Raw genomic sequence first — 24,415 nt, 5'->3', positions numbered from 1 at the left:
GGGTGAAATACTTGAGTGACCAGATGCTGATAGAAGTATATCATCGTGCTGTCGACCTTCAGCTAGATTCCGCTTTTATTGAATTGCTTCGCGCAGAGCTGCAGACACGCAACATTCGCATCACACAGGCCAGCGCCTAAGAGCAACACACATAAGAACCAACGACAAAAGCCATCCTTGGCGACGAACAGCTCCGGATTGTCAGATTCTCCTGACAATGGGAAGGGGCCGCTCAGTTAGAGGATGGCTTTTTCTGTCGTTCGTTTGTTTGACCGCTTTCCATGCTGCCCAAATCCATAGATCAGGCCGTGAAAAACTCCAACGCCGTGATTCCCGTAATCGGCGCTTCTTTTTTCAGCAAAGTTTCCGGCAAGTAAAAGTAGACAGGTCCGTCTTCCTTGATCGGCTTGCCGGCTTTGGAAAACTGCAGGATGGCCCGTCTCGCTTCGGAAATAGGGAGGACGACCGGGTCCGCGTTCTCGCGATGCAGCCGGACGTGTGTCGCCTCTGGCAGCGGTGCCGCATTCGTAATAAACGGATCCAGCCGAATCCCGTAGTCGCCGTCCAGCACTTTGCGCTCCTCTGCCAGGCTTTTTCGCTCGGACGGCAGTTGCGCGCCTTCCTTCAGCTCCTTGTCCCACTGCGTTCCTGTTCCTTGCAAATATTGCATCTGTTTGGACAAGGACGGGTCTTCTTCGCCCGCATACGTGTTCAAATCAAACTTGCGCTCGTCGAAAACCCAGACAGTCGGGTCCAAAGTGATCGGGTACGTGACAGCCCCTTTGAACACGATAACATCAGACATGAAGCATACCTCCGTAATCTTTCAACATCATCTAGCATTTTACTATACCTGTTCGCGAAAGGGCAAACAATGAAAATAACGAAAATTTCATAAATCAGTCTGAAAATTATTGACACACATTTTTGAATTTATATAATTATATTAAAATATTCTTATAAGTAAGATATTTGGCGCAGGACGGCAGGGGAAGGAACGAGCCGCGGTTTTGAACGGACGCCTGACTGGACGCGCTAACACGTTCAGGTCAAAAAACTTGGACATCATGAGGGGGCATACTATGGCAAATGGGGCAACAAATCTGAAACCGCAACTGGAGCAGCAAAGAGGCATTCTCAAATGGATCGAAACCGTCGGCAACAAGCTGCCGCATCCGTTCATGCTCTTTGTCATCCTCTGTTTGGCACTCATGGTCATCTCGGCGATTTTGTCCGCGATGAACTTGTCCGTCGTGCATCCCGGAAAAGGAGAGGCAGTCGCGGTCAAAAGCCTGCTCAGCGTCGAAGGCATTCACTGGATTTTGACGAGCATGCTGAAAAACTTCATCGAGTTTCCGGCTCTCGGACTGGTGCTGGCGATGACGCTCGGGATCGGCCTTGCGGAAAAAGTCGGGCTGTTGACCTCCGTGTTGCGAAAAATGATGGCCCGTGTGCCAAAGGCGATTGTCAGCTACGCGGTCGTATTCGTGGGCGTTCTCGGCAATCTCGCGTCTGATGCGGCGATGGTCATCATTCCGCCGCTTGGCGGGCTTGTTTTTCTGGCGATGGGGCGCCATCCGATCGCAGGATTTGCCGCCGGGATGGCGGGTGTATCCTCGGGCTTTACCGCGAACCTGTTTATCGCGGGAACCGATGCTCTCCTGTCGGGGATCAGTACAGAGGTAGCGCGGACGATTGATCCGAATGCCGTCGTCACTCCGGTGGACAACTGGTTTTTCATGTCGGCGTCCGTCTTTTTCCTCGCCTTTGCCGGAGGCTGGATTACCGACAAAATCATCGAGCCGCGCCTCGGCACATACCAGGGGGATCGGAACGTCCAGTTCGACGAGCTGACTTTGCAGGAAAACAAGGCGCTGCGTCACGCGGGGATCGCCGCGCTCGTCTTTGTCGTCATTCTCGCCCTGCTCGTGGTACCGGAAGGAGCGCTGTTGCGCGATCCGAAGACAGGCGATTTTCTGACCTCGCCGTTTTTAAAAGGAATCATTCCGATCATTTTGCTGTTCTTCGTCACCGTCTCGTATGTGTACGGACGAGCCATGGGGCTAATGAAGACGTCGAAGGACATGCCGCACTACATGTCAGAGGCGATCAAGGACATGTCCGGCTTCATCGTGCTCGCGTTCACAGCCGCTCAGTTCATTGCCTTTTTCAACTGGAGCAACATCGGCATCCTGATGGCGGTAAACGGCGCAGAGTTCATGAAAAGCGTCGGGCTGACCGGGCTGCCTGTTGTGATTGCCTTCAGCCTGTTTACAGGCATTTGCAGCCTGTTCATCACGAGCGGCTCCGCGCTGTGGGCGATCCTGGCTCCCGTGTTCATGCCGATGCTGATGCTGCTTGACTACCACCCGGCGTTCATTCAGGTGGCCTACCGGATTGCCGATTCGGCCACGAACACGATCTCTCCGGTGAACCCTTATTTGCCGCTCATCCTCGCTTTTTACCAGAAGTACAACAAGAACGCGGGGATGGGGACGATTTTCTCCACCATGATGCCGTATGCGATCGTCTTTTTGGTCATCTGGCTCATTCAGATGGCGATCTGGTATTACGCAGGCTTGCCAGTCGGGCCAGGTGTCTATCCGCGTTAACAAACGGTGCCAAAGAGCCGCTGACTTCGTCGCGGCTTTTTGTGCGTCAAAAAGCAGGCGCAGCCTTGGACAATTGCCGACGAAGCGGTTATGCTGAACGATAGAGAGGAAAGCTTGGCTTGGCCTGGAGACGGACAACAGGAGCGAGCGGGAACAGGGCGGACAGGCTGCCGGAAGCTTTGGAAATCGCGGGAGGGAAAACCATGTACGACTTTGAGACGAGAATCGAGCGCAGAGGAACGGACAGCGTAAAATGGGACATTGACAATCCGAAGGTGAACGGAGAGGGCATGCTGCCGATGTGGGTGGCCGACATGGATTTTGCCTGCCCGCCGGAAGTGACGGAAGCGATTGTGCAGCGGGCGGCGCACCCGATCTACGGCTATCCGCTGAAGAGCGCCGCTTTTTTTGCGAGCTTGCAGGAGTGGATTCGCAAACGGTTTGGAGTCGAGGTGGAAACGAGCTGGATGGCGGGCATTCCGGGTGTAGTTCCTGGCATCCATGTCGCGATTGAGGCATATACATCACCAGGGGAGCGCGTCCTGATTCAGACGCCGGTGTACCATCCGTTTTTCCATGCGGTTGAAAACCGGGGACGGCAAGTCGTGCGCAGCTCGTTGCGCGAGCAAGACGGCCATTATGAGATGGACTGGGACGACCTGACCAAAAAGCTGAGCGACCCCGCAGTGAAGCTGATGCTTTTGTGCAGCCCGCACAATCCTGTCGGCAGAGTATGGACCAGGCAGGAGCTGGAGCGGCTCGGAGCCTTGTGCGTAGAGCATGGCGTAATCGTCGTGGCTGACGAAATCCACGCCGACCTCGTCTACGAGCAAGGCAGCCACACCCCGTACTATTCGCTTCCCCCGGAGCTGGCCAGACAGAGCGTGACGTTTTTGGCGGCTTCGAAGACGTTCAATCTGGCAGGGCTGTTCACGTCTTATCTGCTGACGGAAAACAGGCAACTGCTGCGCGATTTTACCGCGACCGCTTCCCGGATGGGCTACGAAAACTTGAACCTGTTCGGCATGGAAGCCACCATCGCGGCCTATCGGCACGGGGAGCCATGGCTCAACGAACTGCTTATGTACTTGCAGCAAAACGCGACGTACATCCAGCGCTATTTGTCTGAGCATGTACCGGGCGTCTGTATGCCTGTGCCGCAAGCAACCTATTTGGGCTGGATGGATTTTCGCCGTCTGGGCCTGAAACAGCCGGAGCTGAATCGCCTGCTTCGCGAAAAAGCAAAGCTCGGGTTTCAGGACGGCGTCGTGTTCGGACAGGAAGGGGAAGGCTTCCAGAGGATCAATTTTGCCTGCCCGCGCGTTGTCGTCGAAGAAGCGATGGAGCGTTTGAAGCGGGCCATTACGGAGTAGGGCGGGTGGCAAAAAGAGTGGCGATGCGTCCCACAATTTGACAGCCACCGTATTCAAATCTACAATCTATTCATATACATCGTGAATATGGATAGAGGGGATAGCAGATGGAGATCGAGCGAGCGTCGATTCAACTGGCCGAAGCAGTGAAAGCGGCCAGCGATTATACAGGACAAGGCAAGGTGGCGGCGTATATTCCCGAGCTGGCAAAAGTAGATTCGCGCATGCTCGGGGCCGCGGTTTGCCTGCCCGACGGGACGATTTTGTCGGCGGGAGATGCAGATGTTCCGTTTACATTGCAAAGCATCTCCAAAATATGCTCGCTGATCGTCGCGTTGTGCCAAAACGGACAGAAGCATGTGTTTGAGCGGGTAGGCAAGGAGCCGACAGGGGACCCGTTCAATTCGATTATCAAGCTGGAGACGATCAAGCCGCACAAGCCTCTGAACCCGATGATTAACGCCGGGGCGATTGCCGTCGCGGGGATGATTCAGGGCAATGGAGTGGAGCAGCGCCTGGACGCAGTGCTTAGCCTGCTGCGCAAAATGACAGGAAATCCCGCGCTGTCCATCAATGAAGCGGTTTACTGCTCGGAAAAGCGAACGGCTGCCCGCAACCGGGCGCTCGCCTGGTTTTTGAAAGACAGCGGGGTTCTTGCGACAGACGTGGAAGAGACGCTTGATTTGTACTTCCGGCATTGCGCGATTGAGGTCACAGCCAAAGAGGTAGCGAGATTGGGCATGGTGCTTGCCGCCGACGGCGTGATTCCCGAGACGGGCGAGAGAGTGATCCCGCAAGAGGTCGCCCGCATCTGTAAAACTTTTATGGTGACCTGTGGCATGTACAACGCTTCCGGAGAGTTTGCCATTGACGTCGGGATTCCTGCGAAAAGCGGCGTAGCCGGAGGGATCATGGCTGCGGTTCCGCAGCGGATGGGGATCGGGGTCTTCGGTCCTGCTCTGGACGAAAAAGGAAATTCGGTCGCCGGAGTCAAGCTGCTTGAGCTTCTCGCAAAGGAATGGAATCTTGCTATCTTTTAGCTTCTTGCAGTTGATCCAGCTTCTCCCCTTTTCAAATGGCCCAGAATCGCGTACTATGTATGATAAGGATGGAGGCAAACGGAGGGATAGGTTTTGACAGAAATTAAAGTTCCTGATCTGGAACAGAAAGCGCTAGCACTGCTCAAAGCAGACGCAGACAAGATTTACAAGCTCATCGACGTACAGATGGAAAACCTGACCATGCCGCAGTGCCCACTGTATGAAGAAGTGCTTGATACCCAAATGTTCGGGCTTTCTCGGGAAGTAGAGTATGCAGTTCGCCTTGGACTGATTGCGGAAGAAATTGGTCGTGAAATCATGGGTTCATTGGAACGCAAACTGGCGACTCTCCATGAACTGTTCAATCAAAAGTAAGGCGAGGAGAGCGGCGATTATCCTCGCTTTTCGTTTTTTTGAAAAAGGTCTTGCCTATTTGTGTTGTATATATTAAATTTATACACAAGTATTTGATATAAGCGAAAATGCGATGACGGAGACCAGTACACGGAAGACACCGCTTGACAGGGAGAAGCTGCCCCAGACTGCAAGCAGCTTTGAAGCGCGAACCGTGGAATTCCCTCCGGAGCAGCCCTCTGAACGGCAGAGCCAACTAGGAGGAAACGGGTCATTTCCGTTAACGATGAGCAAGTGAAGTGCCGGGAGCGCGAATGTTCCTGGTGCTTAATCAGGGTGGTACCGCGAACAGACTCGTCCCTTTTTTTGGACGGGTTTTTTTATTCGCCTGCCTCCCTGCATAGGAAAATAGCTACGAAAGAGACCAGTAAACGAAATGTGCTGCCTGACAGGGAAGCCGCTGCCATAGACTGAGAGCAGCCGCAGGACAGCCTTCGTCGAATTCCCTCTGGAGCTGACCTCTGAACGCAAGGCGCCGCAAGTAAGAGAGTCCGGGTCATACCCGTTATCAATGACGAGGAGAGACATGTCTTTATAAGCAAAGGCGATGTTTAACTAGGGTGGTACCGCGAGAAACGAACAACTCGTCCCTTTTTGGGGCGGGTTTTTTTATGTGTGGCAGCAATCTGTATAGTTGAGGAGTGAATCATGATGAAAAATCAAGCAGAACAGTGGACGAGCCGGCTCGGCTTTATTTTGGCCGCAGCAGGTTCCGCCATTGGCTTGGGAGCGATCTGGAAATTTCCGTATATGGTAGGGACGAGCGGGGGCGGCGCGTTTTTTTGCCTGTTCCTGATCTTTACGCTCGTCATCGGGCTGCCGCTGTTGCTAGGCGAGTTTACGATTGGCCGCAGCACGCAAAAAGAAGCGATCAGCGCCTACCGGGCGATTGCACCGGGGACGATGTGGCACTGGATCGGCCGCCTTGGCGTCGTGACCTGCTTTTTGCTGTTGTCGTTTTACAGTGTGGTCGGAGGCTGGATTCTCACTTACCTGATGCGTGGCCTGTCGGGACAGTTGATCGGTGCGCAGTATGAGCAGCTTTTCGGAGAGGTCATCTCCGCTCCGGTAGGCGCAGTCGCTGCCCAGTTTGTGTTCATGCTGATTACGGCCTGGGTGGTGGCCCGCGGTGTGCAGAGCGGGATCGAATCGGCGAACAAATACATGATGCCGGCCTTGTTCATTCTGTTTCTCGTGTTGATGTTCCGTTCCTTGACGTTGCCTGGGGCGATGGAAGGCGTCGCCTTCTTCCTCCGGCCCGACTTTTCCGCACTGAGTGCAGAAGCGATCCTGTACGCGCTCGGCCAGTCGTTCTTCTCGCTCAGCGTCGGCGTATCGGTCATGGTTACGTACAGCTCGTATTTGGCGAAAAACGAAAGCCTGGTGCGCTCCGCAGGCTCGATTGTCAGCCTGAATCTGCTCGTTTCCCTGTTCGCCGGACTGGCCATCTTCCCGGCGGTCTTCTCGCTCGGCTTGGAGCCAACGGCTGGTCCTGGCCTGCTGTTTATCGTCCTGCCGTCTGTCTTTGAAAAAATTGCGCTCGGCGGACTGTTCCTGTTCATCTTCCTGGCCTTGTTCCTGTTTGCCACGCTGACCTCTGCTTTTTCCATGCTGGAAATCATCGTCGCTTCCTTGGCCAAAGGAGAGGAAGGAAAGCGCAAGCGCCTGTCGTGGATCGTCGGCCTGCTCATTTTCGTCGTCGGCGTGCCGTCTGCTTTGTCGTTTGGCGTCTGGAGCGAGGTGACCGTGTTTGGAAAGTCGATCTTCGATGCATTCGATTATCTCGTCAGCAACATTTTGATGCCGCTCGGAGCTTTGCTGATTGCCATTTTTGTGCCGCTGAAAATGAAGCGGGAAGTGCTGATCGAAGAACTGCGCGCCGACCAATCGCCGCTCGCCAAGCGTCTGTTCGTCGTCTGGTTGTTGCTGCTGAAATATGTGTCGCCCCTGGCGATCGTGCTCGTCTTCATGCAGATGCTCGGAATCTGGTAGCGGCAGCGAGCCGGCCAACTAAAAAAGGAGTGCAACGGCAACGACTGCCGCGGCGCTCCTTTTTGCTTTTTCCCAAAGCAGCGGATCAGGCGAAGAAGAAGGCGGTTCCGAGAATGATGTAGACCGTGAGCAGAAGAACCCCTTCAAACCAGTTGGTCGCCCCGTCCTTCGTGATCGAGATCGTAATGAAGGTCGCAACCCCGATCGCTGCCAGCTCAAAAGGCGTGAACACGATGTCCATCGGATTGCCGAGCAGCAGGCTGACCAAGACGAGCGTAGGAGCGACGAACAGCGCAATTTGCAAGCTCGAGCCGATGGCGATTTCCACGGCAGCGCCGATCCGCCCTTTCATCGCGAGCAAAAGCGCTGCGCTGTGCTCGGCGGCGTTCCCGATGATGGCGATGACGAACGCACCGACGAACAGCTCGGACCAGCCGAGCGAGTGCGACACATGCTGGACGCCGTGCACGAGCCATTCCGAGACGACCGCGACAAACACGGTCGAGACGGCGAGCATCAGGATCGAGACGCCTTTCGACCAGACAGCGTCGCTTCCGTGCGGCTCGATGTCGGACAAAAAGTCGCTGTGCGTAATCATGGAGAAAATCAGCCAGAGGATGTAGGCGACGATCAGCAAAATCGCGATGACGATGCTCAGCGTCTCAATTTTGACTGGCGGCAGCTCCCTCATGAAGACAGCCGGAATAAACAGGGCGACGATCGCGAGTGTCATCAGCGAGGCGTTGTGCCCAGCCAGTCGGCTGTTGAAGTTTTGCTCCCTGTACTTCAGTCCGCCCAAGAGCACGCTTAGCCCGAGCACGAGAAGCATGTTGCCGATGATCGCCCCGGTGATCGACGCCTTGACCATGTCGAACAAGCCTTCCTTGACGAGAAAAAACGCGATAATCAGCTCGGCGGCGTTGCCGAAGGTGGCATTCAAAAAGCCGCCAATCCGGTCTCCCGCATAATGAGCCACGCTTTCCGTCGATTTGCCGAGCCAGGCCGCGAGAAAGATGATGGCCAGGGCAGAGGTCGCGAACTGGAAAAATTCGTTATCAGTAAAGTAGTGCGCAAAAGCCGCCAAGAGCACAGAGGCCCCGACGAGAGAAAAAAAGAGTCGTAAATTCATGCGATCACCTCAATTGCAAATATCCATTAGTTACCTACCTATTGAATCATACCAGCAAAGTCTTCCTTTTTGTACCAAAAAATTGACGCTCTCCTGGAAACCAGGACGATAGGTATAGAGTTCCTCTTCTGGCAGAAACTAAACGATGAAAGAAGACAGGGAGGTGCTACTATGACCAAGCCTTTGTTGTGTCCCACGTGCAAGTCAAACCGGATGCGCTTTACCATTATCGAACAAATCCCGCGCTACATACGGCTGGACCCGCAAACGGGAGAAGTCGTCCAGCAGATGGGCAGCGAGGAACTGGACTTGTTTCATCAGCCGTACAAGGGCGAATCCTACATGATTCAGTGCGGAGTATGCGGCACGACCGAATCGGAAGAGCGGTTCGTCAAGATGGCGCAGCATATGCAGTCCCAGCGCTCCACCTGACAGGACGGGAAAACGTAAACAGGCACGCAGTCTGCTCGACTGTTGTGCCTGTTCTTTTTTTGCAAACCTTATCGGCAGAAGATGTGGCGGCCGATCTTTTTGATTTGCGGACGGCTCCAAATCCAACCGGACGTAGCCGTATCCGGGTTGAAGTAGTAGATTGCCCCTCCGGTCGGGTCCCAACCTTTCAAGGCGTCGTTGACCGCTTTTTTCGACTGCTCGTTTGGCGTCAGCCAAATTTGCCCGTCTGCTACAGCGGTGAAAGCGCGCGGCTCGAAGATCACCCCGGCAGGTGTGTTCGGGAAGGCGGGGTTTTTCGTCCGGTTCAAAATGACCGCTGCCACCGCTACCTGCCCGATGTACGGCTCACCGCGGGCTTCCCCGTAAACCGCATTTGCCATCAGGCGCAGGTCGTTGGCCGAGATGTTGGCGGCGTGGTACGTCTCTTTTTTCGGACTGCTCGGCGCCGCAGGTGCGCTCGGAGTTGATGGCGACACGCCCAAGTCTGCCGCGGTCGGCTTGTAGTTTTTCGTAGCGTTGTACAGCTTCAATTTCGTTTTCGCTCCGAGCACGCCGTCAACAGGCAGTCCGAACTCGTACTGGAAGTTGCGCAGTGCCCAGTACGAACGCCAGCCGAAGATCCCGTCTACCGTCCCGGTATAAAATCCGAGGTGCTTCAGGCGATACTGCATTTCCCGGACGTCGCTCCCTTCTGCGCCCACTTTGACGATTTGCTGGCTGAACGCATCGGAGCGCATGGGAGAGATCATGATCGCGGTTGTGACAACGAGCGCTATTGCTGCCAGTGCTATCAGCCATTTCACAGGCTGCTTCATTTTTGCTCCTCCTTTGGAAATGTGCTAATCAACTGATGATAATTGTTAGGTTCTCCAACTTTCTACACAACGCCCTAGTAAAATACTGGAGAATGCGTACACTACCATTGACTTTTTCATGGCTGTAGATTGAATGGAGGAGTAGCAAATGAGAGTGGCGCAATACGTGACGAAACAACTGGCAGAGTGGGGCGTAAAACGCGTCTACGGCGTGGCCGGGGACGGCATTTTCGCCTGGCTGGACGCGCTGGGGAAACAGTCGGAGATTCAGTACATTTCGTGCCGGCACGAGTCTGCGGCGGCGATGATGGCGAGCGCCGAAGCGAAGCTGACGGGCAAGCCGGCCGTGTGCGCAGCGACGATGGGACCGGGCTTCGTCAACCTGCTGAACGGGCTGGCGGATGCGCATACAGACCGCGTTCCCGTCATCGCTATCGCCGGACAGGTCGAGACGCACAAACTAGGCGGGGGCTACAAGCAGTTTGTCGCCCAGGAAGACATGATTCGGCCGATCAGCGCCTACCAGACGACCGTCAGTCACCCGGACGCCGTGGGCGAAGCTTTGCACCGCGCCTTCGTGACGGCTGCCCAGCAAAAAGGCGTGGCGCATCTGGCGATTTGCAAGGACGTGTTTGCGCAAAAAACGAAAGCGGCCGTGCTGCCGCAACTGCCGCGCATCCCGCGCTTGCTCGGCGACCGGGTGGAGATCGAATCCGCCGCAGAACAGATCATGCGTGCGAAAGCGCCGCTCATCCTGCTTGGCACAGGAGCGCGTCCGGCGGCAGCTTTGTGTTTACGGTTCGTGGAGCAGTTGGGCGCGGGAATTTTGTTGTCGCTCGGGGCAAAAGGGGCCATCGACGAGTCGCATCGCCTGGTGCTCGGCGGCTTGGGCGAAGGCGGCAGCGAGGCTTCCCTGCAAGCGCTGGAAAAGGCCGATTTGCTCGTCATTTTGGGCGCAAGCTGGTTTCCGAAGGAGTTCATTCCGAAGCAGTTGCCGATCATCCAGGTCGATCACGCGGCGGCATCCATGCATGCGCATTCGCAGCTTCTGCCTGTCACGGCCGATCTGCTGGACGTCCTGCCGATGTGGAGCCACCGTTTAAAAACCCGTCCGCCAGGCGATGCTTGGGAGAAGAGCGTAGAGAGCTGGCATGCTAGGTTTTGGGCGGAAAACGCAAAGCGCAGTCAGGCGCAGTCGCCTGACGAGGCAGTGAGGCCGGAAAGCTTGATGCACACATTGGGCGAGGTGGTGGCAGACGATGCGATTGTCGCGCTCGATACCGGCGAGCATACGATCTGGTTCAATCGCGCGTTTCGCGCAAGCAGACAGCAGCCGCTCTTTTCCGGGAAGTGGCGCACGATGGGCTTCGGTTTGCCAGCGGCGATTGCGGCCAAGCTCGCTTTTCCGGGCAGGCAAGTGGTCTGCATAACCGGAGACGGCGGCCTGCAAATGAATCTCGCGGAGCTGATGACGGCAGCCGAACAGCAACTCGCGATCACGGTCGTGGTCGTGAACAACCGGACGCTCGGTTTGGAAGAACTGAAAATGCAGCAGGAAGGGTTTCGCCCGTTTGGCGTGCAACTGCACAACCCGGATTTTGCCCTGTGGGCCAAGGCGTGCGGGGTGGACTCCCAGGTGGTGCGCACGGGTGCGGCCTTGGAGCCTGTCTTGCGGCAAGCGCTCACGGGCGAGCGCTTGACATTGCTTGACATCCATTGCACAGCGCCGACATTATCCGAGAGAAAAAAACAAATTCCCTTCCAAGCCCAAGCATGAGTTGTTTATAATGAAAGAAAACTCAGATAAAACGGGGGAGCAGATATCATTCGGTCGAAGAGGAGGGCATCCTGATGGCTGACAGACTTGGCGAGATCAGAGTGGCCGATCAAGTAATCGCGATCATTGCTGCCGTAGCCGTGGAGGAAGTGCTGGACGTTACGGTGCGGTCGGGTGGGCTGTATCAGGACTTGGCGAAAAAGCTGAATGGCGGGGCGAAAGGAATCACCGTGGCGGTCACAGAGGACAGAGTCATCGTCGACATGCGCGTGTCAGTCCGCTATGGCGCGCAAATTCATCGCGTGTGCCACACGTTGCAGGAAAAGGTGAAGGAAGCCGTCGAGAGCTTGACTGGACTGTTTGTGGAAGCGGTCAATGTGCGTGTAGAGACAATCGAGCTTGGCAAATGAAAACGACCTGCGCATCGGCAGGCCGTTTTTTTGCTTCTGGGCAAAGCGAGATGCTACATTGAATAAGGCTGCTTCTTGAGCTGCTCCTCCAGCTTCTGGCGGCTGACCTCGCGCGACACGCTCAGCAAAAAGCCTGTCGAGATCAAGCAAACGAGCAAGGAAGAGCCCCCGTAGCTGATGAAAGGAAGCGGTACGCCCGTGAGCGGAATCAGTCCTGTCACGCCGCCGATGTTTAAGATCGCTTGCAGGGCAATCATGCTGACGACCCCGATCCCGGCCAGGCTGGCAAAGGTGTCCTTGACGCGCAGACATATGTGGATGCCGCGCAACAGGAACAGCAGGTAGACCAGCAGGAACAGAGAAGAACCGATAAACCCAAGCTCCTCCGTAATGATGGAGAAAATGAAGTCGGTGTGCATCTCCGGCAAGTACAAATACTTTTGGATGCTCTTCCCGAAGCCCGTCCCGGACAGTCCTCCGTGGGCGATGGCAATCCACGACTGAATGATGTTGTACCCGGTTCCGCTCGGATCGTTCCATGGATTGATGTAGGAGTTAATGCGATTCAAGGCATGCGGCTTCAACGTGATGTATCCGAGAAAAGCCACGGTCACAACCGGGCCGCCGAGGCCAATCAGGTGACGAAGTCTCGCTCCGCCGCAGATCATCACGATCAAGGCGCTGCCCAGAAGAATGGCGGCTGACCCGAGATCGGGCTGCACGACAATCAGGAGGAAAAACAAACCGGTAACCATGAGCGGGGGAAGCAAACCAGACTGGAGTTTGCGTACCCCCTCTCCTTTTTTCGCGAGAATCGCCGCCAGGTACAAGATCAGACCTAGCTTGGCGAACTCTGCGGGCTGCAGGCTGGATGATCCGATCCTGAACCACGAACGCGCTCCTTTCACATCCTCCCCGATTCCCGGAATCAGCACGAGCACAAGCATGATGAAGCTTCCTAACGCAATCAGCAAGAAATTGCGCTTGTAAAAGGAGAAGGGAATATTCATGGCGACCAGCATGCCGACGATTCCGATCAGCAGGAAGCGGATTTGCCGCTTCACGAAATACAGCTCGTCCCCGTTGCAATAAGAGCAGCCATTGCTAGTGAAGCTGGTCAGGGCGAAAATGGAGCTTGCACTAAGCACCATGGTAATACCAAACCCGACGATCAGGGCGGTTAAAAACAGGAGCAGGAAGTCAGGTACGCCCCTAGTCTTCACGGTAATACCCCCTTCTACGTGAAACAGAGAGGGGATACCTCTCTGTACCGCAGTGCGTTTTCATTTGGAATTAGTGCGAGGAAAGCTTTTCGCCAAGCATTTGCAGCTTGAGCTTCGCCGTTTTGACAACGGATTCAGGCATCGGATAGTCGTAATCCAGTCCGTGCGGGAAAAGGTGTTTGCCCATGTACGGATCTTCCAGCTTCAGGACGGCATGGGTGTCTTCCAGCTTGCCTTCGATCACGTTTGCTTCGATGCGCAGGTAGAAGACGTTTCCTTTATCTTGGATCTTATAATCGTATGTAGCGTGCTTGTAATCCCAGGCGCCACGATCAAAGCCAAGCTCGCTCATGTAATGCTCCAGATCGGCGAAAAAGACTTCTTTCGTGCTAAGCCCAGTGTCCTTGATAACCATTCTTTTTCCTCCTACAAATGGTGAGATTTTCACTTATTAATGATAGTCTGTTTTTGGAAGAAGCGCAATGCATAACTCCATTTCGGCCGCGATCTTAGCTTGCCCTTTCTCGCGAATGAAAGGATAGCGGAGAGGACAAACTACAATCGTTCAATTAGCAAAAGGAGGAGAACGAAATGGCCAAAGTGGAAAACCGTACCCTGCGCGAAATTATGACCAAAGATGTCGCAACCGTGACGCTTAAGGATAATGTGTACGAAGTAGCTTGCAAAATGCGTGACTGGAACGTAGGCGTCATCCCTGTCGTCGACGAAAAGAACGACGTCATCGGGATCATCACCGACCGCGATATCGTCATTCGCGGACTTGCGGAAAAGCATGAAGGCTCCACGGCGACAGAAGTAGTCATGACCAAGGACATCATTCTCGGCCAGCCGGGCATGACAGTCGATGAAGCGGCGAAGATCATGGCCCAGCACCAAATCCGCCGCCTGCCTGTGGTGGAAAACGGCAAGCTCGTCGGCATTGTCGCCCTCGCAGACATGGCGATCCGGCAAGTGCACCACGACGAGGCGAGCGACGCGCTCCAAGAAATTTCCGAGCCTGCTCATCACTAATGGCTGCCTGAACCAAAAGCACGCATGAAAAGCTGCCGGAAGCAACGCCGGGCAGCTTTTTCGTTTTTTCTCTGTACATTGACGCAGCGGTAAGGTATATGATACCGATAAAGAAGCTGACAGGGAGAGACACGCATGCTGATTAAGGACATGGCGCGCAGGCTGCAAATCACGCCGCGAGCCATTCGCTATTATGAGGAAAAAGGGCTGATCCGGCCGGCGAAGGCAGGTGATTCCGGATATCGCCAGTTTACCGAAGAAGATGTTTGGCGGCTGCAAACGATCATGACGCTGCGCGAGGTCGGAATGTCGATTGACGATATTCGCGAGCTGCTGGCGCAGATGAAGGAGCACGAAGGTACCTTGCTGCATTACCTGGAACTGCAGCGCTCTTTCATGTACACGAGATGGGTGGAGATGGCCAAAGTCATCCAGACGACGGAGGCGATGATCGAGCGCATCGGCAACAGCCAGACGATCGACCCGGGCGAGCTGTTCGAGCTGGCAGAAGCGAACAAACGGCTGCGGCAAACGCGCGACAACTGGGTGGATCGCTGGAATTTCAACCAGATGGCAGACAGTTACGACGAGTGGGTGCAGCGAGAGTCGCAAAGCACGAACGCCCATCAAGCGTACGAGCGGGTGCTGGATGAAGTCGTCGCCGCGCTCGGTCCCGTGAAAGGCGAGAGCGGGCTGGACGCAGGCACAGGCACGGGCAACCTGGCGAGCCGTCTCGTCCGCCAGGGGGCGAGCATGAGCGGCTTCGACCAGTCGCCGCAAATGTTGAAGCGCTGCCGGAGCAAGCTGCCCGGGATGGAGACGAAGCTCGGAACCTTTTTCGCCTTTCCGTTTCTCGAGGATCGCTTTGACTTTGTGGCGACGAGCTATGCGCTGCACCTTCTCGATGACGACCAGAAGCTGCTCGCGCTCGCCGAATGCCGCCGGGTGCTGAAGCCGGGGGGACGCCTGGCGATTGCGGATTTGATGTTTGTGGACGAGGCTGCCAGACAGGCGCATCTCGCTGCATTGGCCCGAGACGGGAAGAACGAGGCGATTGCGCAAATTGAGGACCGCTTTTACGCCGACCGCTCGCGGCTGCTCCGGGAGCTTGCGGCGCTCGGATTCGCCGCAGAGGCGCGACAGCTCACCACGTACACGCATATGATCGTCGCGAGGCTGAAATAAGAAGAACATTCCTTTACTTTTGGGCTCTTCCAAACGCTGACACGTGCCTAGCCTTCTGCATAGGCTGTAGCGAGAAGGAAAGGAGGACTCCACTATGGGTCTGTTCGATAGCTTTTTTGATCGCGATAACGAGGAGTTTCTGTGGATTATCATTGTCGTGGTCGTTCTGCTGTTCTTGTTTAGCGCCGATCGTGACTAAGTCTGTACGTATAGACAAAACGACCTTGTGGAAGGTCGTTTTTTCGGTTTAGGCGAAAAAAACTTCTGTCGCCAGAATCTGTTCTTTTGGCGGGGCTTCACGCAAAGCCGCGTGCGGAACGAGCGAAAAGACGAGGCCGTCAAGCTGCGCAGGCAGCGGCGGACTTACGAAACACATAGCACATGTGCGAGTGTTTTTCTTTTGTTATTCATCGTTGAAGTTTGTTTTTTATACTGATACAATGACCCTATGGGACAAGAATATAGACGTACAGCTACCACAGTATCTCTCATCCACTATCATTTTGTTTTCTGCCCTCGTTATCGAAGAAAAGTATTAGTGAACCAGGTGGAAATTCGATTCAAGGAACTACTTGAAAAAATATGTCAAGAGAATGACTGGCATATAGTAGCCATGGAAGTGATGCCAGATCATGTCTATCTGCTCCTGAACTGTCTTCCCACCGATTCTCCATCAGACATCATGGCAAAAGTGAAAGGAGTGACCTCTCGAATCATAAGGCAGGAGTTCAAGCATCTTGCTCATTTGCCGAGTCTGTGGACACGCTCTTTTTTCGTAAGTACAGCAGGAAACGTATCAAGCGAAACCGTAAAGCGTTATGTGGAAGAACAAAAGAAAAGGGGGTGAACACATGCAAGCTTTAACGGTTACGGTTCGCCTATCTCCTGATCACCAGATCTTCTTCGTCATTTAGGAAAGGAATATATTCGTGTAGTCAATCAGCTAACGGAACAAGCTGAACAACTTGGTACGTTTCCAAAGACAACGACGAAAAATGTAGAAACCATTCTACCATCAGCCGTCTGTAATCAAGCCATACGTGATGCCAAGAGTGTATACCGAAAAATCAAGAAGTTGGGTACTCGCCCCATTCTGAAAAAAACCTGTCTATTTCGTCAACAATCAAAACGTGGTAGATGGAAAGACGAAGAAAACAGCGTTTGATGCTAGGATGACGAGCCGAGATCGGGAACGGTTACGCAAAGGAAAATGTGGGTTGATGCGTATCATGGAAAAGTCAGGGAAATGGTACGCTCAAATTTCGGTAGGCTTCAGCAATTCATCTCCTACAAAGCAAATCTTGTTGGGATACAAGTTGTGGAAGTGAATCCAGCCTATACTTCTCAACTCTTTCCTGTCTGTGGGGAGAAGAACAAAGCGAGAGACAGAAAGTACGAATGTTCATGCGGATTCAACACGCATCGTGATCGGGTTGGAGCCATCAATATCATGCGTCAACCTGTGGCAGATGGTAACAGTCTGTCAGCCTAAGATGCTAGACGCACTGTCTTAGGACGGGCTGATGAGACAGCCCTGAACTTGGGGGAACTACGGATAGCAGAAATGCACTTCCGACTACCACCCAAGAATCCCACTGGTACCAAAGGTGTCAGCTTGCCCCTTTAGGAGTGGGAATCTCAATAATCTGAGAATCAATGCAACAAAGAAGAGGAGAAGAATCAATGAAACGAATCGTACTTTACTTGTTCGCTCTGGCGCTTCTCTTGGCCGCCTGTTCCGCTTCGGGACAGCCCGAGGCAAACGGGGAGATGACCGCTACGGTCAAACGGGTGGTGGACGGCGACACGTTTGAGCTGGCGAGCGGGGAAAAGGTGAGAATGATTGGAGTCGACACGCCGGAGACGGTCAAGCCTAACCATCCGGTCGAGCCATATGGCAAGGAAGCCAGCAACTACACCAAAGAGCTTTTGACAGGGAAAAAAGTGACGCTCAAGTTTGACGTGGAGCCGTACGACAAATATCAGCGGCTGCTCGCTTATGTGTATATGGAAGACGGGACGTTCGTCAATGAAAAGCTGGTGCGGGACGGCTACGCGCGCATCATGACGATTCCGCCGAATGTCGCCAAGGCCGATGTGTTTCTGGCAGCGGAGCGCGAGGCGCGGGAAGCCAATCGCGGGCTGTGGGGCCTAGATCCTGACGGCAAGGACGCGGGCAAAAAGCCAGCGGACAAAAAATCAGCAGACAAAGAAACGGGCAAGTCCGCCGCGAAGCCTGGCAAACCAACGGACAGTGACCGCGATACGCCGCCAGAAGGCAAAGCGATCAAAGGCAACATCAACGCCAAGGGCGAAAAAATTTATCACGTCCCCGGCTCCGCCAGCTACGAGCAGACGAAGGCCGAGATGTGGTTCGCAACAGAAGAAGAGGCGCAAGCTGCTGGGTTTCGCGCTCCCAAACGCTAGGCGGGTTTGCTGTCTGCGAGGGGCTGCCGGAGCGAGCGGATGTCCCCGACCATCCAGCAAGGCGCCCGAAGAGAGGCAAGAGCAGTTCGCCGACATACCGCATGAGCGGGGCGCTGGATGAAGCGCATTTCTGATTCGTTTGCCGACAGGGAAGGTGGGGAATTTTTATGAACGTGATTATTGTGGATGACGAGCCGCTTGCTCTTCGCCATATGGCCGGATGCTCGCGCGCGTGGGCGGTCTGAACATTCAGGGGCAGTACCGGGAGCCGCGGATGGCTCTGGATAAAATCGTCCAAGCACCCCCGCAGGCCGTGTTTCTCGACATCCAGATGCCTGAGCGAAACGGAATCGAATTGGCCGAACGAATCTTGCAGGAGCATCCGGATACCGCGATCATCTTCGTCACCGCCTACGATGAATACGCGATCAAGGCATTCGAGCTGAACGCCTTGGACTATTTGTTAAAGCCGATTCAGTACGACCGCCTGCAAAAAACGATCGAGCGGCTTTTCAAAAGCCGGCCGCCTCAGCCAGCGAGCGTCCTGCAGGCTGGGACTGGCTTCCTTCGCTGTTTTCGCTCCTTGCAAATGGAGCAGGCTGGAAGAGAGCCGGTGACGATTCGCTGGAAAACGGTCAAGGGGCAGGAAGTATTCGCCTTTTTGCTGCATCACCGGGGAACGGTCGTCAAAAAGCAGGTGCTGCTCGACCAGCTCTGGCCGGACATCGACTGGAAGAAAGGCATTACGCAGCTCTATACGACCGTGTACCCAATCAGAAAAACATTGAATGAAGAAGGACTGGCGATCCAGATTGTAAATTGTGATGAAGGATATTTGCTGGAGATGAACGGAACGAGGCTGGACGTGTCTGAATGGGAAGCAGCGCTCGACGGCGCGCCGGAGCTGACTGGCGAAACCGTGGACGGGCATTTGCGGCTGTCGCAGCAATACAGGGGAGACTATTTGGCGGACCACCATTACCGATGGGCGGAAACAGAACGAAGCCGGCTTCGCGGAAAATTTTTGCAGCATGCCCATCGCCTCGCCCGGTGCCGAAGTACTATATCCATCGGCATATTGCCCAGATCGGCTTGCACATTCCAAAAGAAGAGCGGGAGAAAACAAAAAAGCTGTTTTACGAGGCTTCCGGCGACTTGCCGAACAGCTTTGAAACGCGTTGGCTGCATCCGGACGGGAGAAGCATCGAGCTGAGCGTCATGAAGGTTCCCGTCGACATCGCGGGAGAATTGATGGGGACGCACATCATCATCAAAGACATCACGGAAGAAATTGACCGCTCGTTCATTACCGATATTTCGCAAAGCCAAAACGACCGGGCAATCGTGTCCACGATCATCGCCATGGCGCAAAACCTCAAGCTCGACGTCATTGCGGAAGGGATCGAGACGAAAAACCAACTGGACATTTTGACGGAGAATGACTGCAAAAAATCCAGGGCTACTACTTCGCCTGCCCCCTGTCAGCGGACGATGTGGAGGAATGTTTTTCATGCCTTCGCGCCTTCTGGACAGCCGCAAGTAGCTGGGCTGGCAGGCGGCTTCTTTTCAGCGGCAAAAACTTCGACGAGGGCGTTTGCCGTGCGCTTTAGGCCAACCTGTGATTTCGGGTTGGCCTCGATTTTTACGGGGCGAAGGTTGTGGGCAGAAAAGTGGGAAGATTTTTATTACAGACGGTTGACAAACCAAAAATTCTGTTATTAAATAATGGCGAAAGCGCTTTAATTAACAATCAACAACGAAATGTCAAAAGAGGGCCTCCCAGATGGCGAATGCATTTTTTTCTAATCACGTCACAATTCCTTCTGTCAGGGACCTGCGCCATTTTCAGTTTGCATTGCAGAGTGAGGCGCCCATCATCCTGCTCTCGGATGTCCATATCGGCAATCTGAAGAGCTTGACGCAAAAGTGCCACGAAGCGCGGAAAAAAGTGATTGTGCACGTAGACTTGATCGGCGGGTTGAACAAAGACCAAATCGGCATCAAGCTGCTCAAAGATTTGTTTCAGGTGGACGGACTCATCTCCCCGAATGCCAAGATCGTCAATCGGGCAAAAGATGTCGGCCTGATCGGGATTCATCGCTTCTTTTTGCTCGACTCGCGCTCGCTGGAAAACGGCTTGAGAGGTCTTGAAATGAGCGAACTCGATGCGATCGAGATTCTTCCCGGCCCGTTCGCCAAACCGTTTCTCAACCAGTTTCGGGCGGTCAAAAATGTGCCGATTCTCGCGGGCGGTTTTATCGATTCGGTGGAAGTGATCCACGAGCTGTTCGACGCCGGGATTAACGGCGTGACGACGAGCAAGCGGGATTTGTGGAATACAACGTACAACAAAATACAGTAACGGGTTATGTGTAGATGCGAAACCCTACAGAGAGTTAGTGCGAAAAGGCGCTAGCTCTGTGTAGGGTTTTTTGTTTGCGAAAAAGGAGGTGGTGCAGCCGACGAGTGCTGCTTGTGCAAGCCAAAAAACAAATGGGGGAGGCAAACGTAAATGGCGGTTATTCAATTTTTGATTCAGCTTGGTCCAGCAGTCATGATGCCGATTATTTTCTTTATTCTGGCGATGATCTTTCGGGTGAGAGTCGGGCAAGGCTTCAAAGCATCCATGCTGGTAGGAATCGGGTTTGTCGGGATCAACCTCGTCATCGGCCTGTTGCTCGGAACGCTCGGACCGGCAGCAGAAGCGATGGTCAGCCGTTTTGGCCTGTCGCTGACGGTCGTAGACCCGGGCTGGCCGGTCGGAGCGACGATTGGCTGGGGGACGCCGATTGTTCCGTTTGTTGTGTTTAGTGCCGTAATTTTGAATATTTTGCTGCTTATGTTTAAATGGACGAAAACGGTCAACATCGACATTTTCAACTACTGGCACTTCATGCTGACCGGGGGCGTGGTTTACGCGGCGACCAACAGTGTCGTGGTCGGAACGATTGCGGCGCTGATCCACTTTTTGATTGCCATCGTGATCGCAGACGTCACCGCCCCGCGAATCCAAAAGGAATTTGATCTGAAAGGCGTCTCGTTCGCGCATGCCACTTCGGCCATTTACGTGCCGATCGGGATGGCAGTGAACTGGATCATCGAAAAAATTCCGGGCCTGCGGACGATCAAAGCCGATCCGGAAGAAATCACCAAAAAATACGGAGTGATGGGCGAGCCGCTCACCTTGGGGACGATTCTCGGCGTTCTGCTCGGGATATTGGCGGGCTTCGGGATTGCCGAAATTTTGACGCTCGGTGTAAAAGTGGCGGCGGTCATGGTGCTGCTGCCTGCGATGATTTTGCTTTATCGGCCTGAACGGTTGGCATACGAAAGCGCATATGGTCAGAGCCTTGTACGAAGGAGTCGTTTTCGGCCATCGCCAGCACATCGACAAGCTGCTCGTTCACCGCTCCCGGCCAAAAGCTGTGCGTCTCGCTGGCGGGGCCACGAGGTCGGAGGAATGGATGCAGATGTTCGCAGACATTTTGCAGTTGCCCGTCGAGGTGGTGGAAGGAACAGAGCAAGGCACGCTCGGGGCCTCCATCTGCGCCGGGGTCGCGACGAAGCATTTCGCGTCGTTTTCCGAAGCGGCGCAGTCGATGGTGAAAATCAGCAAGACGTACACGCCAAACGAACAGCATCAGGCCATTTACGAGCAGAAGTACCAAGCGTATTTGGAAGTGCTGGAAGCGTTGCAGCCACTGTGGAAAAAACTTTCGTGAAGGATGGAATCGACATGGACTTCGGCATCAAAGGAAAAAGCGCAATCATTACCGGAGCTTCCCGCGGCGTAGGGCGGGCCATTGCTCTCGCGCTTGCGAAAGAAGGGGCAAAAGTCGTCATCAACTACAACCGCAGCGCCGACAGCGCGAATGAGGCAGCGGATCTGATCCGGCAAAAAGGCGGCGAGTGTATCACGATTCAAGCGGACATCGGCAAAAAGGAAGAGTGCGACCGGCTGATGGCGGAAGCGACCGCAGCTTTCGGCAGCGTCGACATTTTGGTCAACAACGCTGGCGTGTGGCCGAAAAACTGGGTGACGGACATCTCGCTTGCTGAGTGGAACCACACCATGGATGTGAACCTGACCTCGGTGTTTCTCACTTGCCAAAGCTTTGTCCATCACCTGTTGGCCGAAAAACGCCGCGGCAAAATTTTGAACGTGACCTCGCAAGCGGCGTTCCACGGCTCGACGACAGGCCATGCGCATTACGCCGCGAGCAAAGCGGGAGTCGTCGCGTTTACCGTCTCGCTTGCCCGCGAGGTCGCGAAGCAAGGAATCAACGTCAACGCGCTCGCGCTTGGCATCGTGGAGACGGACATGATTAAGGCCGACCTGGAGCTGAAAAAAGACTACTACGTCAACCGGATCCCGCTCGGCCGTGTCGCCAAGCCGGAAGAAATTGCCGATATCGCCGCTTTTCTCGTCTCGGAAAAAGCGAACTACATTACGGGCGCGACGATGGATGCCACCGGCGGCATGCTGATGAGATAAAGAGCTGTACGAAAGGATAGGAGGAAGAAAGATGTTAACCACACTGCACGAAGTCGTAAACGATGCCCGAGAAAATCAGTACGCCGTCCCTGCCTTTGACTGCGTGGGCGATATTATGGTGAGGACGATTCTCGATACGGCGGAGCGGCTGCAATCGCCCGTCATCCTAATGTGCCTGGAGCACAACCTGAAGGAGCCGAACGGATTCATTTTCCTGGCAGAGTACATCAAGGCAGTTGCCCCTGCCTATCGCATTCCGATCGTCCTGCATCTCGATCACGCGATGGACATGGAGTTGGTCAAGCAAGCGATTGCCCACGGCTTCACATCTGTCATGATCGACGGATCGAGCTTGCCTTTTGCCGAAAATGTAGCGCTGACCAAACAGGTCGTAGAGTTGGCGCACCCCCACGGCATCAGCGTGGAGGCGGAGCTTGGGCACGTCGGCGGCAACGAGCTGGGCGGCACGTACGGCACCGAGTCGAAACTGACCGAGCCGCATCAGGTAGCGGAGTTCGTCGAGCGAACAGGTGTCGATGCCCTGGCCGTTTCCATCGGAACAGCGCACGGCGTCTATACGGCGGAGCCGAAGCTGAACGTAGAGCGGATGCGGCAGATCAATTTGGTCAGCCCTGTCCCGCTCGTTTTGCACGGCGGCTCGGGCACGCCGGATGCCCAGGTGCAGGAAGTCGTGCAGCACGGAATCAGCAAAGTGAACCTGTACGCCGACTGCCGGATCGCGATGGCAAAAGGCTTGAAGCGGGCTGCGGCGGAAATGACCAGGATCGACCCGCTGCCGGAAGAAATGTTTTTGCCGATCAGACAAGAGCTGGAGCAAACGGTGGAGCAAAAAATTCGCATGCTGGGCGCAAATGGCAGAGCGTAACGGATAGGAGTGAGAGAGATGAAAGTATTGGCGATTGCCGATCGGTTTATTCCTGCACGCGAGATGGCGGAAGGACTTGGAGAGCTGGAAAAGCTGGGCTGGGACGTAGAGGTCAGGGAATGGCAGCACGCCTCTTTGGAAGAGCTGCAAAAAGACAATCTCGCGGTAGAGCTGCACGGGCCGGAGGCGGTGACCATGCCGGACGACGTGTTTGCGGGAATCGAGCAGTACGAGGTGCTCATCGTGCAGTTTGCGCCGGTCTCTGCGAAGATCATCGCAGCGGCGAGCAAGCTTGCGGTCATCGGGATTTTGCGCGGCGGCACGGAAAATGTGGCGATTGCGGCAGCCAACGAACGGGGGATCAGCGTACTGAATACGCCAGGCCGAAATGCCCGGGCCGTGGCGGAGTTTACGCTCGGGCTGATCCTCGCAGAAGTGCGAAACATCGCCCGCGCGCACGCGGCACTCAAACAGGCGGAGTGGCGAAAATCGTTTCCGAACAGCGACGCGATTCCCGAATTGTATGGAAAAACAGTAGGATTGATCGGCTATGGCAATGTCGGGCAACTGATCGCCGGTTTTTTGACGGCCATGGGCTGCCACATCCTCGTGTACGACGAGTACATCGCGCAAGTGCCCGAACCTTGTCAAAAGGTGGAACTGAACGAACTGTTGCAGCGCGCGGACGTCGTCTCCCTGCATTTGCGCCTCACGGAAAAGACGCACCATTTTATCGGGGCACCGGAGCTGGCGCTGATGAAGCCAAACGCCGTCCTGATTAATACGGCACGCTCCGGGCTGATTGACGAAAAAGCGTTGGTGTCATTTTTGCAAGCGGGGCGAATCGCAGGCGCCGCCCTGGACGTATTCGACAACGAGCCGCTGGCAGCAGACGATCCGTTGCTGCAACTGGACAATGTGACGATTACCCCGCATATGGCGGGCAGCACGAGAGACGCTTTTACGAACAGTCCCAAGCAGATGGCAGGCTACCTGGCTGCGATCGTGCGAGGCGAAGAAAAGCTGCCGATCGTCAACCGATTACAGCCGCGGCTGCCGTAGATCACGCTTGGCCTCTTGTTCATCGCAACTTGATGAACAAAAGGCTTTTTTTCATGGCGGGACATTTATCACGCTTGCTGGGTGGGCGGC

24 protein-coding genes, 1 pseudogene and 2 other annotated features are annotated in these 24,415 nt (G+C 54.7%); of the genes and pseudogenes, 20 read left to right on the top strand and 5 right to left on the bottom strand.

What is annotated here, in order from left to right:
- Nucleotides 1-2: 2 nt before the first annotated feature.
- Nucleotides 3-140 (top strand): sporulation histidine kinase inhibitor Sda, encoded by a 138-nt coding sequence (gene sda, locus AC27IT_RS07045; protein WP_005827113.1) that lies wholly within the window; start codon nucleotides 3-5, stop codon nucleotides 138-140.
- Between the two features lie 161 nt (nucleotides 141-301).
- Here the strand turns inward: sda and AC27IT_RS07040 are convergent, their stop codons facing one another.
- A complete protein-coding gene (locus tag AC27IT_RS07040; protein ID WP_005827115.1) occupies nucleotides 302-805 on the bottom strand; it encodes a hypothetical protein in 504 nt (167 codons plus the stop codon).
- 277 nt (nucleotides 806-1,082) lie between these two features.
- Between AC27IT_RS07040 and AC27IT_RS07035 the strand changes: the two genes are divergently transcribed.
- The 5 genes from AC27IT_RS07035 to AC27IT_RS07015 all read left to right on the top strand — a co-directional run bounded on the left by AC27IT_RS07035 (nucleotide 1,083) and on the right by AC27IT_RS07015 (nucleotide 7,431).
- Nucleotides 1,083-2,612, top strand: coding sequence for an AbgT family transporter (locus AC27IT_RS07035; RefSeq protein ID WP_005827117.1), 1,530 nt, complete (start codon nucleotides 1,083-1,085; stop codon nucleotides 2,610-2,612).
- A gap of 203 nt (nucleotides 2,613-2,815) precedes the next feature.
- On the top strand, nucleotides 2,816-3,985 hold the full coding sequence (locus tag AC27IT_RS07030) for a MalY/PatB family protein (RefSeq protein ID WP_347343226.1): 1,170 nt from the start codon (nucleotides 2,816-2,818) through the stop codon (nucleotides 3,983-3,985).
- Between the two features lie 107 nt (nucleotides 3,986-4,092).
- Nucleotides 4,093-5,025 carry a glutaminase A gene (gene glsA, locus AC27IT_RS07025; protein WP_005827121.1) on the top strand — a complete coding sequence of 311 codons (933 nt, stop codon included), beginning with the start codon at nucleotides 4,093-4,095 and terminating at the stop codon, nucleotides 5,023-5,025.
- Nucleotides 5,026-5,118: 93 nt separating this feature from the next.
- Nucleotides 5,119-5,400, top strand: a complete 282-nt coding sequence (locus AC27IT_RS07020; RefSeq protein ID WP_005827123.1) for an Fpa/YlaN family protein — start codon at nucleotides 5,119-5,121, stop codon at nucleotides 5,398-5,400.
- Between the two features lie 103 nt (nucleotides 5,401-5,503).
- Nucleotides 5,504-5,744, top strand: a binding site (T-box leader).
- A 40-nt stretch (nucleotides 5,745-5,784) separates the two neighbouring features.
- Nucleotides 5,785-6,034: a binding site (T-box leader), on the top strand.
- 56 nt (nucleotides 6,035-6,090) lie between these two features.
- A complete protein-coding gene (locus tag AC27IT_RS07015; RefSeq protein WP_238500619.1) occupies nucleotides 6,091-7,431 on the top strand; it encodes a sodium-dependent transporter in 1,341 nt (446 codons plus the stop codon).
- Nucleotides 7,432-7,516: 85 nt separating this feature from the next.
- Here AC27IT_RS07015 and cax read toward each other — a convergent pair whose 3' ends face one another.
- Nucleotides 7,517-8,560, bottom strand: coding sequence for a calcium/proton exchanger (gene cax / locus AC27IT_RS07010; RefSeq protein WP_005827127.1), 1,044 nt, complete (start codon nucleotides 8,558-8,560; stop codon nucleotides 7,517-7,519).
- Nucleotides 8,561-8,731: 171 nt separating this feature from the next.
- Between cax and AC27IT_RS07005 the strand changes: the two genes are divergently transcribed.
- Nucleotides 8,732-8,992, top strand: coding sequence for a hypothetical protein (locus AC27IT_RS07005; RefSeq protein WP_005827129.1), 261 nt, complete (start codon nucleotides 8,732-8,734; stop codon nucleotides 8,990-8,992).
- A 68-nt stretch (nucleotides 8,993-9,060) separates the two neighbouring features.
- Here the strand turns inward: AC27IT_RS07005 and sleB are convergent, their stop codons facing one another.
- Entirely contained in the window at nucleotides 9,061-9,828 is a 768-nt protein-coding gene (gene sleB, locus AC27IT_RS07000; RefSeq protein ID WP_007785218.1) for a spore cortex-lytic enzyme, read from the bottom strand.
- A gap of 148 nt (nucleotides 9,829-9,976) precedes the next feature.
- Here sleB and AC27IT_RS06995 point away from each other — a divergent pair, with 148 nt between their 5' ends.
- Together AC27IT_RS06995 and AC27IT_RS06990 are read left to right on the top strand one after the other, a co-directional pair.
- The gene (locus AC27IT_RS06995) at nucleotides 9,977-11,605 is read left to right on the top strand and encodes a thiamine pyrophosphate-binding protein (protein ID WP_283859123.1); all 1,629 of its coding nucleotides are present in this window, start codon (nucleotides 9,977-9,979) and stop codon (nucleotides 11,603-11,605) included.
- A gap of 74 nt (nucleotides 11,606-11,679) precedes the next feature.
- On the top strand, nucleotides 11,680-12,015 hold the full coding sequence (locus tag AC27IT_RS06990) for an Asp23/Gls24 family envelope stress response protein (RefSeq protein ID WP_005827135.1): 336 nt from the start codon (nucleotides 11,680-11,682) through the stop codon (nucleotides 12,013-12,015).
- 53 nt (nucleotides 12,016-12,068) lie between these two features.
- On the opposite strand, the gene ftsW is transcribed toward AC27IT_RS06990, so the two are convergent.
- Nucleotides 12,069-13,238, bottom strand: coding sequence for a putative lipid II flippase FtsW (gene ftsW / locus AC27IT_RS06985; RefSeq protein ID WP_007785222.1), 1,170 nt, complete (start codon nucleotides 13,236-13,238; stop codon nucleotides 12,069-12,071).
- A gap of 70 nt (nucleotides 13,239-13,308) precedes the next feature.
- Entirely contained in the window at nucleotides 13,309-13,653 is a 345-nt protein-coding gene (locus AC27IT_RS06980) for a YugN family protein (protein ID WP_005827140.1), read from the bottom strand.
- Between the two features lie 176 nt (nucleotides 13,654-13,829).
- Here AC27IT_RS06980 and AC27IT_RS06975 point away from each other — a divergent pair, with 176 nt between their 5' ends.
- From AC27IT_RS06975 to AC27IT_RS06925, 11 genes and pseudogenes are all read left to right on the top strand, one after another.
- On the top strand, nucleotides 13,830-14,270 hold the full coding sequence (locus AC27IT_RS06975; protein ID WP_005827142.1) for a CBS domain-containing protein: 441 nt from the start codon (nucleotides 13,830-13,832) through the stop codon (nucleotides 14,268-14,270).
- Nucleotides 14,271-14,405: 135 nt separating this feature from the next.
- A complete protein-coding gene (locus AC27IT_RS06970; protein ID WP_005827143.1) occupies nucleotides 14,406-15,455 on the top strand; it encodes a MerR family transcriptional regulator in 1,050 nt (349 codons plus the stop codon).
- A gap of 448 nt (nucleotides 15,456-15,903) precedes the next feature.
- The gene (tnpA, locus tag AC27IT_RS06965) at nucleotides 15,904-16,302 is read left to right on the top strand and encodes an IS200/IS605 family transposase (RefSeq protein ID WP_025843694.1); all 399 of its coding nucleotides are present in this window, start codon (nucleotides 15,904-15,906) and stop codon (nucleotides 16,300-16,302) included.
- A 4-nt stretch (nucleotides 16,303-16,306) separates the two neighbouring features.
- Nucleotides 16,307-16,947: pseudogene (locus AC27IT_RS06960) on the top strand (transposase).
- Between the two features lie 191 nt (nucleotides 16,948-17,138).
- Nucleotides 17,139-17,882, top strand: coding sequence for a thermonuclease family protein (locus AC27IT_RS06955; RefSeq protein ID WP_005827149.1), 744 nt, complete (start codon nucleotides 17,139-17,141; stop codon nucleotides 17,880-17,882).
- A 232-nt stretch (nucleotides 17,883-18,114) separates the two neighbouring features.
- On the top strand, nucleotides 18,115-19,095 hold the full coding sequence (locus AC27IT_RS06950; RefSeq protein WP_051353899.1) for a response regulator: 981 nt from the start codon (nucleotides 18,115-18,117) through the stop codon (nucleotides 19,093-19,095).
- Nucleotides 19,038-19,604, top strand: a complete 567-nt coding sequence (locus AC27IT_RS06945) for an EAL domain-containing protein (RefSeq protein ID WP_487091696.1) — start codon at nucleotides 19,038-19,040, stop codon at nucleotides 19,602-19,604. Before AC27IT_RS06950 ends, AC27IT_RS06945 begins: the two co-directional genes overlap by 58 nt.
- Before the next feature lie 61 nt (nucleotides 19,605-19,665).
- The gene (locus AC27IT_RS06940) at nucleotides 19,666-20,244 is read left to right on the top strand and encodes a glycerol-3-phosphate responsive antiterminator (RefSeq protein WP_025843696.1); all 579 of its coding nucleotides are present in this window, start codon (nucleotides 19,666-19,668) and stop codon (nucleotides 20,242-20,244) included.
- Nucleotides 20,245-20,394: 150 nt separating this feature from the next.
- Nucleotides 20,395-22,377 (top strand): glucose 1-dehydrogenase, encoded by a 1,983-nt coding sequence (locus AC27IT_RS06935; protein ID WP_487091695.1) that lies wholly within the window; start codon nucleotides 20,395-20,397, stop codon nucleotides 22,375-22,377.
- A 31-nt stretch (nucleotides 22,378-22,408) separates the two neighbouring features.
- Nucleotides 22,409-23,263 carry a class II fructose-bisphosphate aldolase gene (locus tag AC27IT_RS06930; RefSeq protein WP_487091694.1) on the top strand — a complete coding sequence of 285 codons (855 nt, stop codon included), beginning with the start codon at nucleotides 22,409-22,411 and terminating at the stop codon, nucleotides 23,261-23,263.
- An 18-nt stretch (nucleotides 23,264-23,281) separates the two neighbouring features.
- Nucleotides 23,282-24,325 (top strand): 2-hydroxyacid dehydrogenase, encoded by a 1,044-nt coding sequence (locus AC27IT_RS06925; RefSeq protein ID WP_005827161.1) that lies wholly within the window; start codon nucleotides 23,282-23,284, stop codon nucleotides 24,323-24,325.
- Nucleotides 24,326-24,415: the final 90 nt, after the last annotated feature.

The sequence above is a fragment of the Brevibacillus sp. YAE8 genome, assembly GCF_057543335.1.
This window is presented reverse-complemented; position numbering and strand designations above follow the sequence as displayed.

Excerpts from the sequence above, each read along its gene's own strand:
- AC27IT_RS07040 (WP_005827115.1), bottom strand. The coding sequence starts at position 805 with ATGTCTGATGTTATCGTGTTCAAAGGGGCTGTCACGTACCCGATCACT.
- AC27IT_RS07035 (WP_005827117.1), top strand. The coding sequence starts at position 1,083 with ATGGCAAATGGGGCAACAAATCTGAAACCGCAACTGGAGCAGCAAAGA.
- AC27IT_RS07030 (WP_347343226.1), top strand. The coding sequence starts at position 2,816 with ATGTACGACTTTGAGACGAGAATCGAGCGCAGAGGAACGGACAGCGTA.
- glsA (WP_005827121.1), top strand. The coding sequence starts at position 4,093 with ATGGAGATCGAGCGAGCGTCGATTCAACTGGCCGAAGCAGTGAAAGCG.
- AC27IT_RS07015 (WP_238500619.1), top strand. The coding sequence starts at position 6,091 with ATGAAAAATCAAGCAGAACAGTGGACGAGCCGGCTCGGCTTTATTTTG.
- cax (WP_005827127.1), bottom strand. The coding sequence starts at position 8,560 with ATGAATTTACGACTCTTTTTTTCTCTCGTCGGGGCCTCTGTGCTCTTG.
- AC27IT_RS07005 (WP_005827129.1), top strand. The coding sequence starts at position 8,732 with ATGACCAAGCCTTTGTTGTGTCCCACGTGCAAGTCAAACCGGATGCGC.
- sleB (WP_007785218.1), bottom strand. The coding sequence starts at position 9,828 with ATGAAGCAGCCTGTGAAATGGCTGATAGCACTGGCAGCAATAGCGCTC.
- AC27IT_RS06995 (WP_283859123.1), top strand. The coding sequence starts at position 9,977 with ATGAGAGTGGCGCAATACGTGACGAAACAACTGGCAGAGTGGGGCGTA.
- AC27IT_RS06990 (WP_005827135.1), top strand. The coding sequence starts at position 11,680 with ATGGCTGACAGACTTGGCGAGATCAGAGTGGCCGATCAAGTAATCGCG.
- AC27IT_RS06980 (WP_005827140.1), bottom strand. The coding sequence starts at position 13,653 with ATGGTTATCAAGGACACTGGGCTTAGCACGAAAGAAGTCTTTTTCGCC.
- AC27IT_RS06975 (WP_005827142.1), top strand. The coding sequence starts at position 13,830 with ATGGCCAAAGTGGAAAACCGTACCCTGCGCGAAATTATGACCAAAGAT.
- AC27IT_RS06970 (WP_005827143.1), top strand. The coding sequence starts at position 14,406 with ATGCTGATTAAGGACATGGCGCGCAGGCTGCAAATCACGCCGCGAGCC.
- tnpA (WP_025843694.1), top strand. The coding sequence starts at position 15,904 with ATGGGACAAGAATATAGACGTACAGCTACCACAGTATCTCTCATCCAC.
- AC27IT_RS06955 (WP_005827149.1), top strand. The coding sequence starts at position 17,139 with ATGAAACGAATCGTACTTTACTTGTTCGCTCTGGCGCTTCTCTTGGCC.
- AC27IT_RS06940 (WP_025843696.1), top strand. The coding sequence starts at position 19,666 with ATGGCGAATGCATTTTTTTCTAATCACGTCACAATTCCTTCTGTCAGG.
- AC27IT_RS06935 (WP_487091695.1), top strand. The coding sequence starts at position 20,395 with ATGGCGGTTATTCAATTTTTGATTCAGCTTGGTCCAGCAGTCATGATG.
- AC27IT_RS06930 (WP_487091694.1), top strand. The coding sequence starts at position 22,409 with ATGTTAACCACACTGCACGAAGTCGTAAACGATGCCCGAGAAAATCAG.
- AC27IT_RS06925 (WP_005827161.1), top strand. The coding sequence starts at position 23,282 with ATGAAAGTATTGGCGATTGCCGATCGGTTTATTCCTGCACGCGAGATG.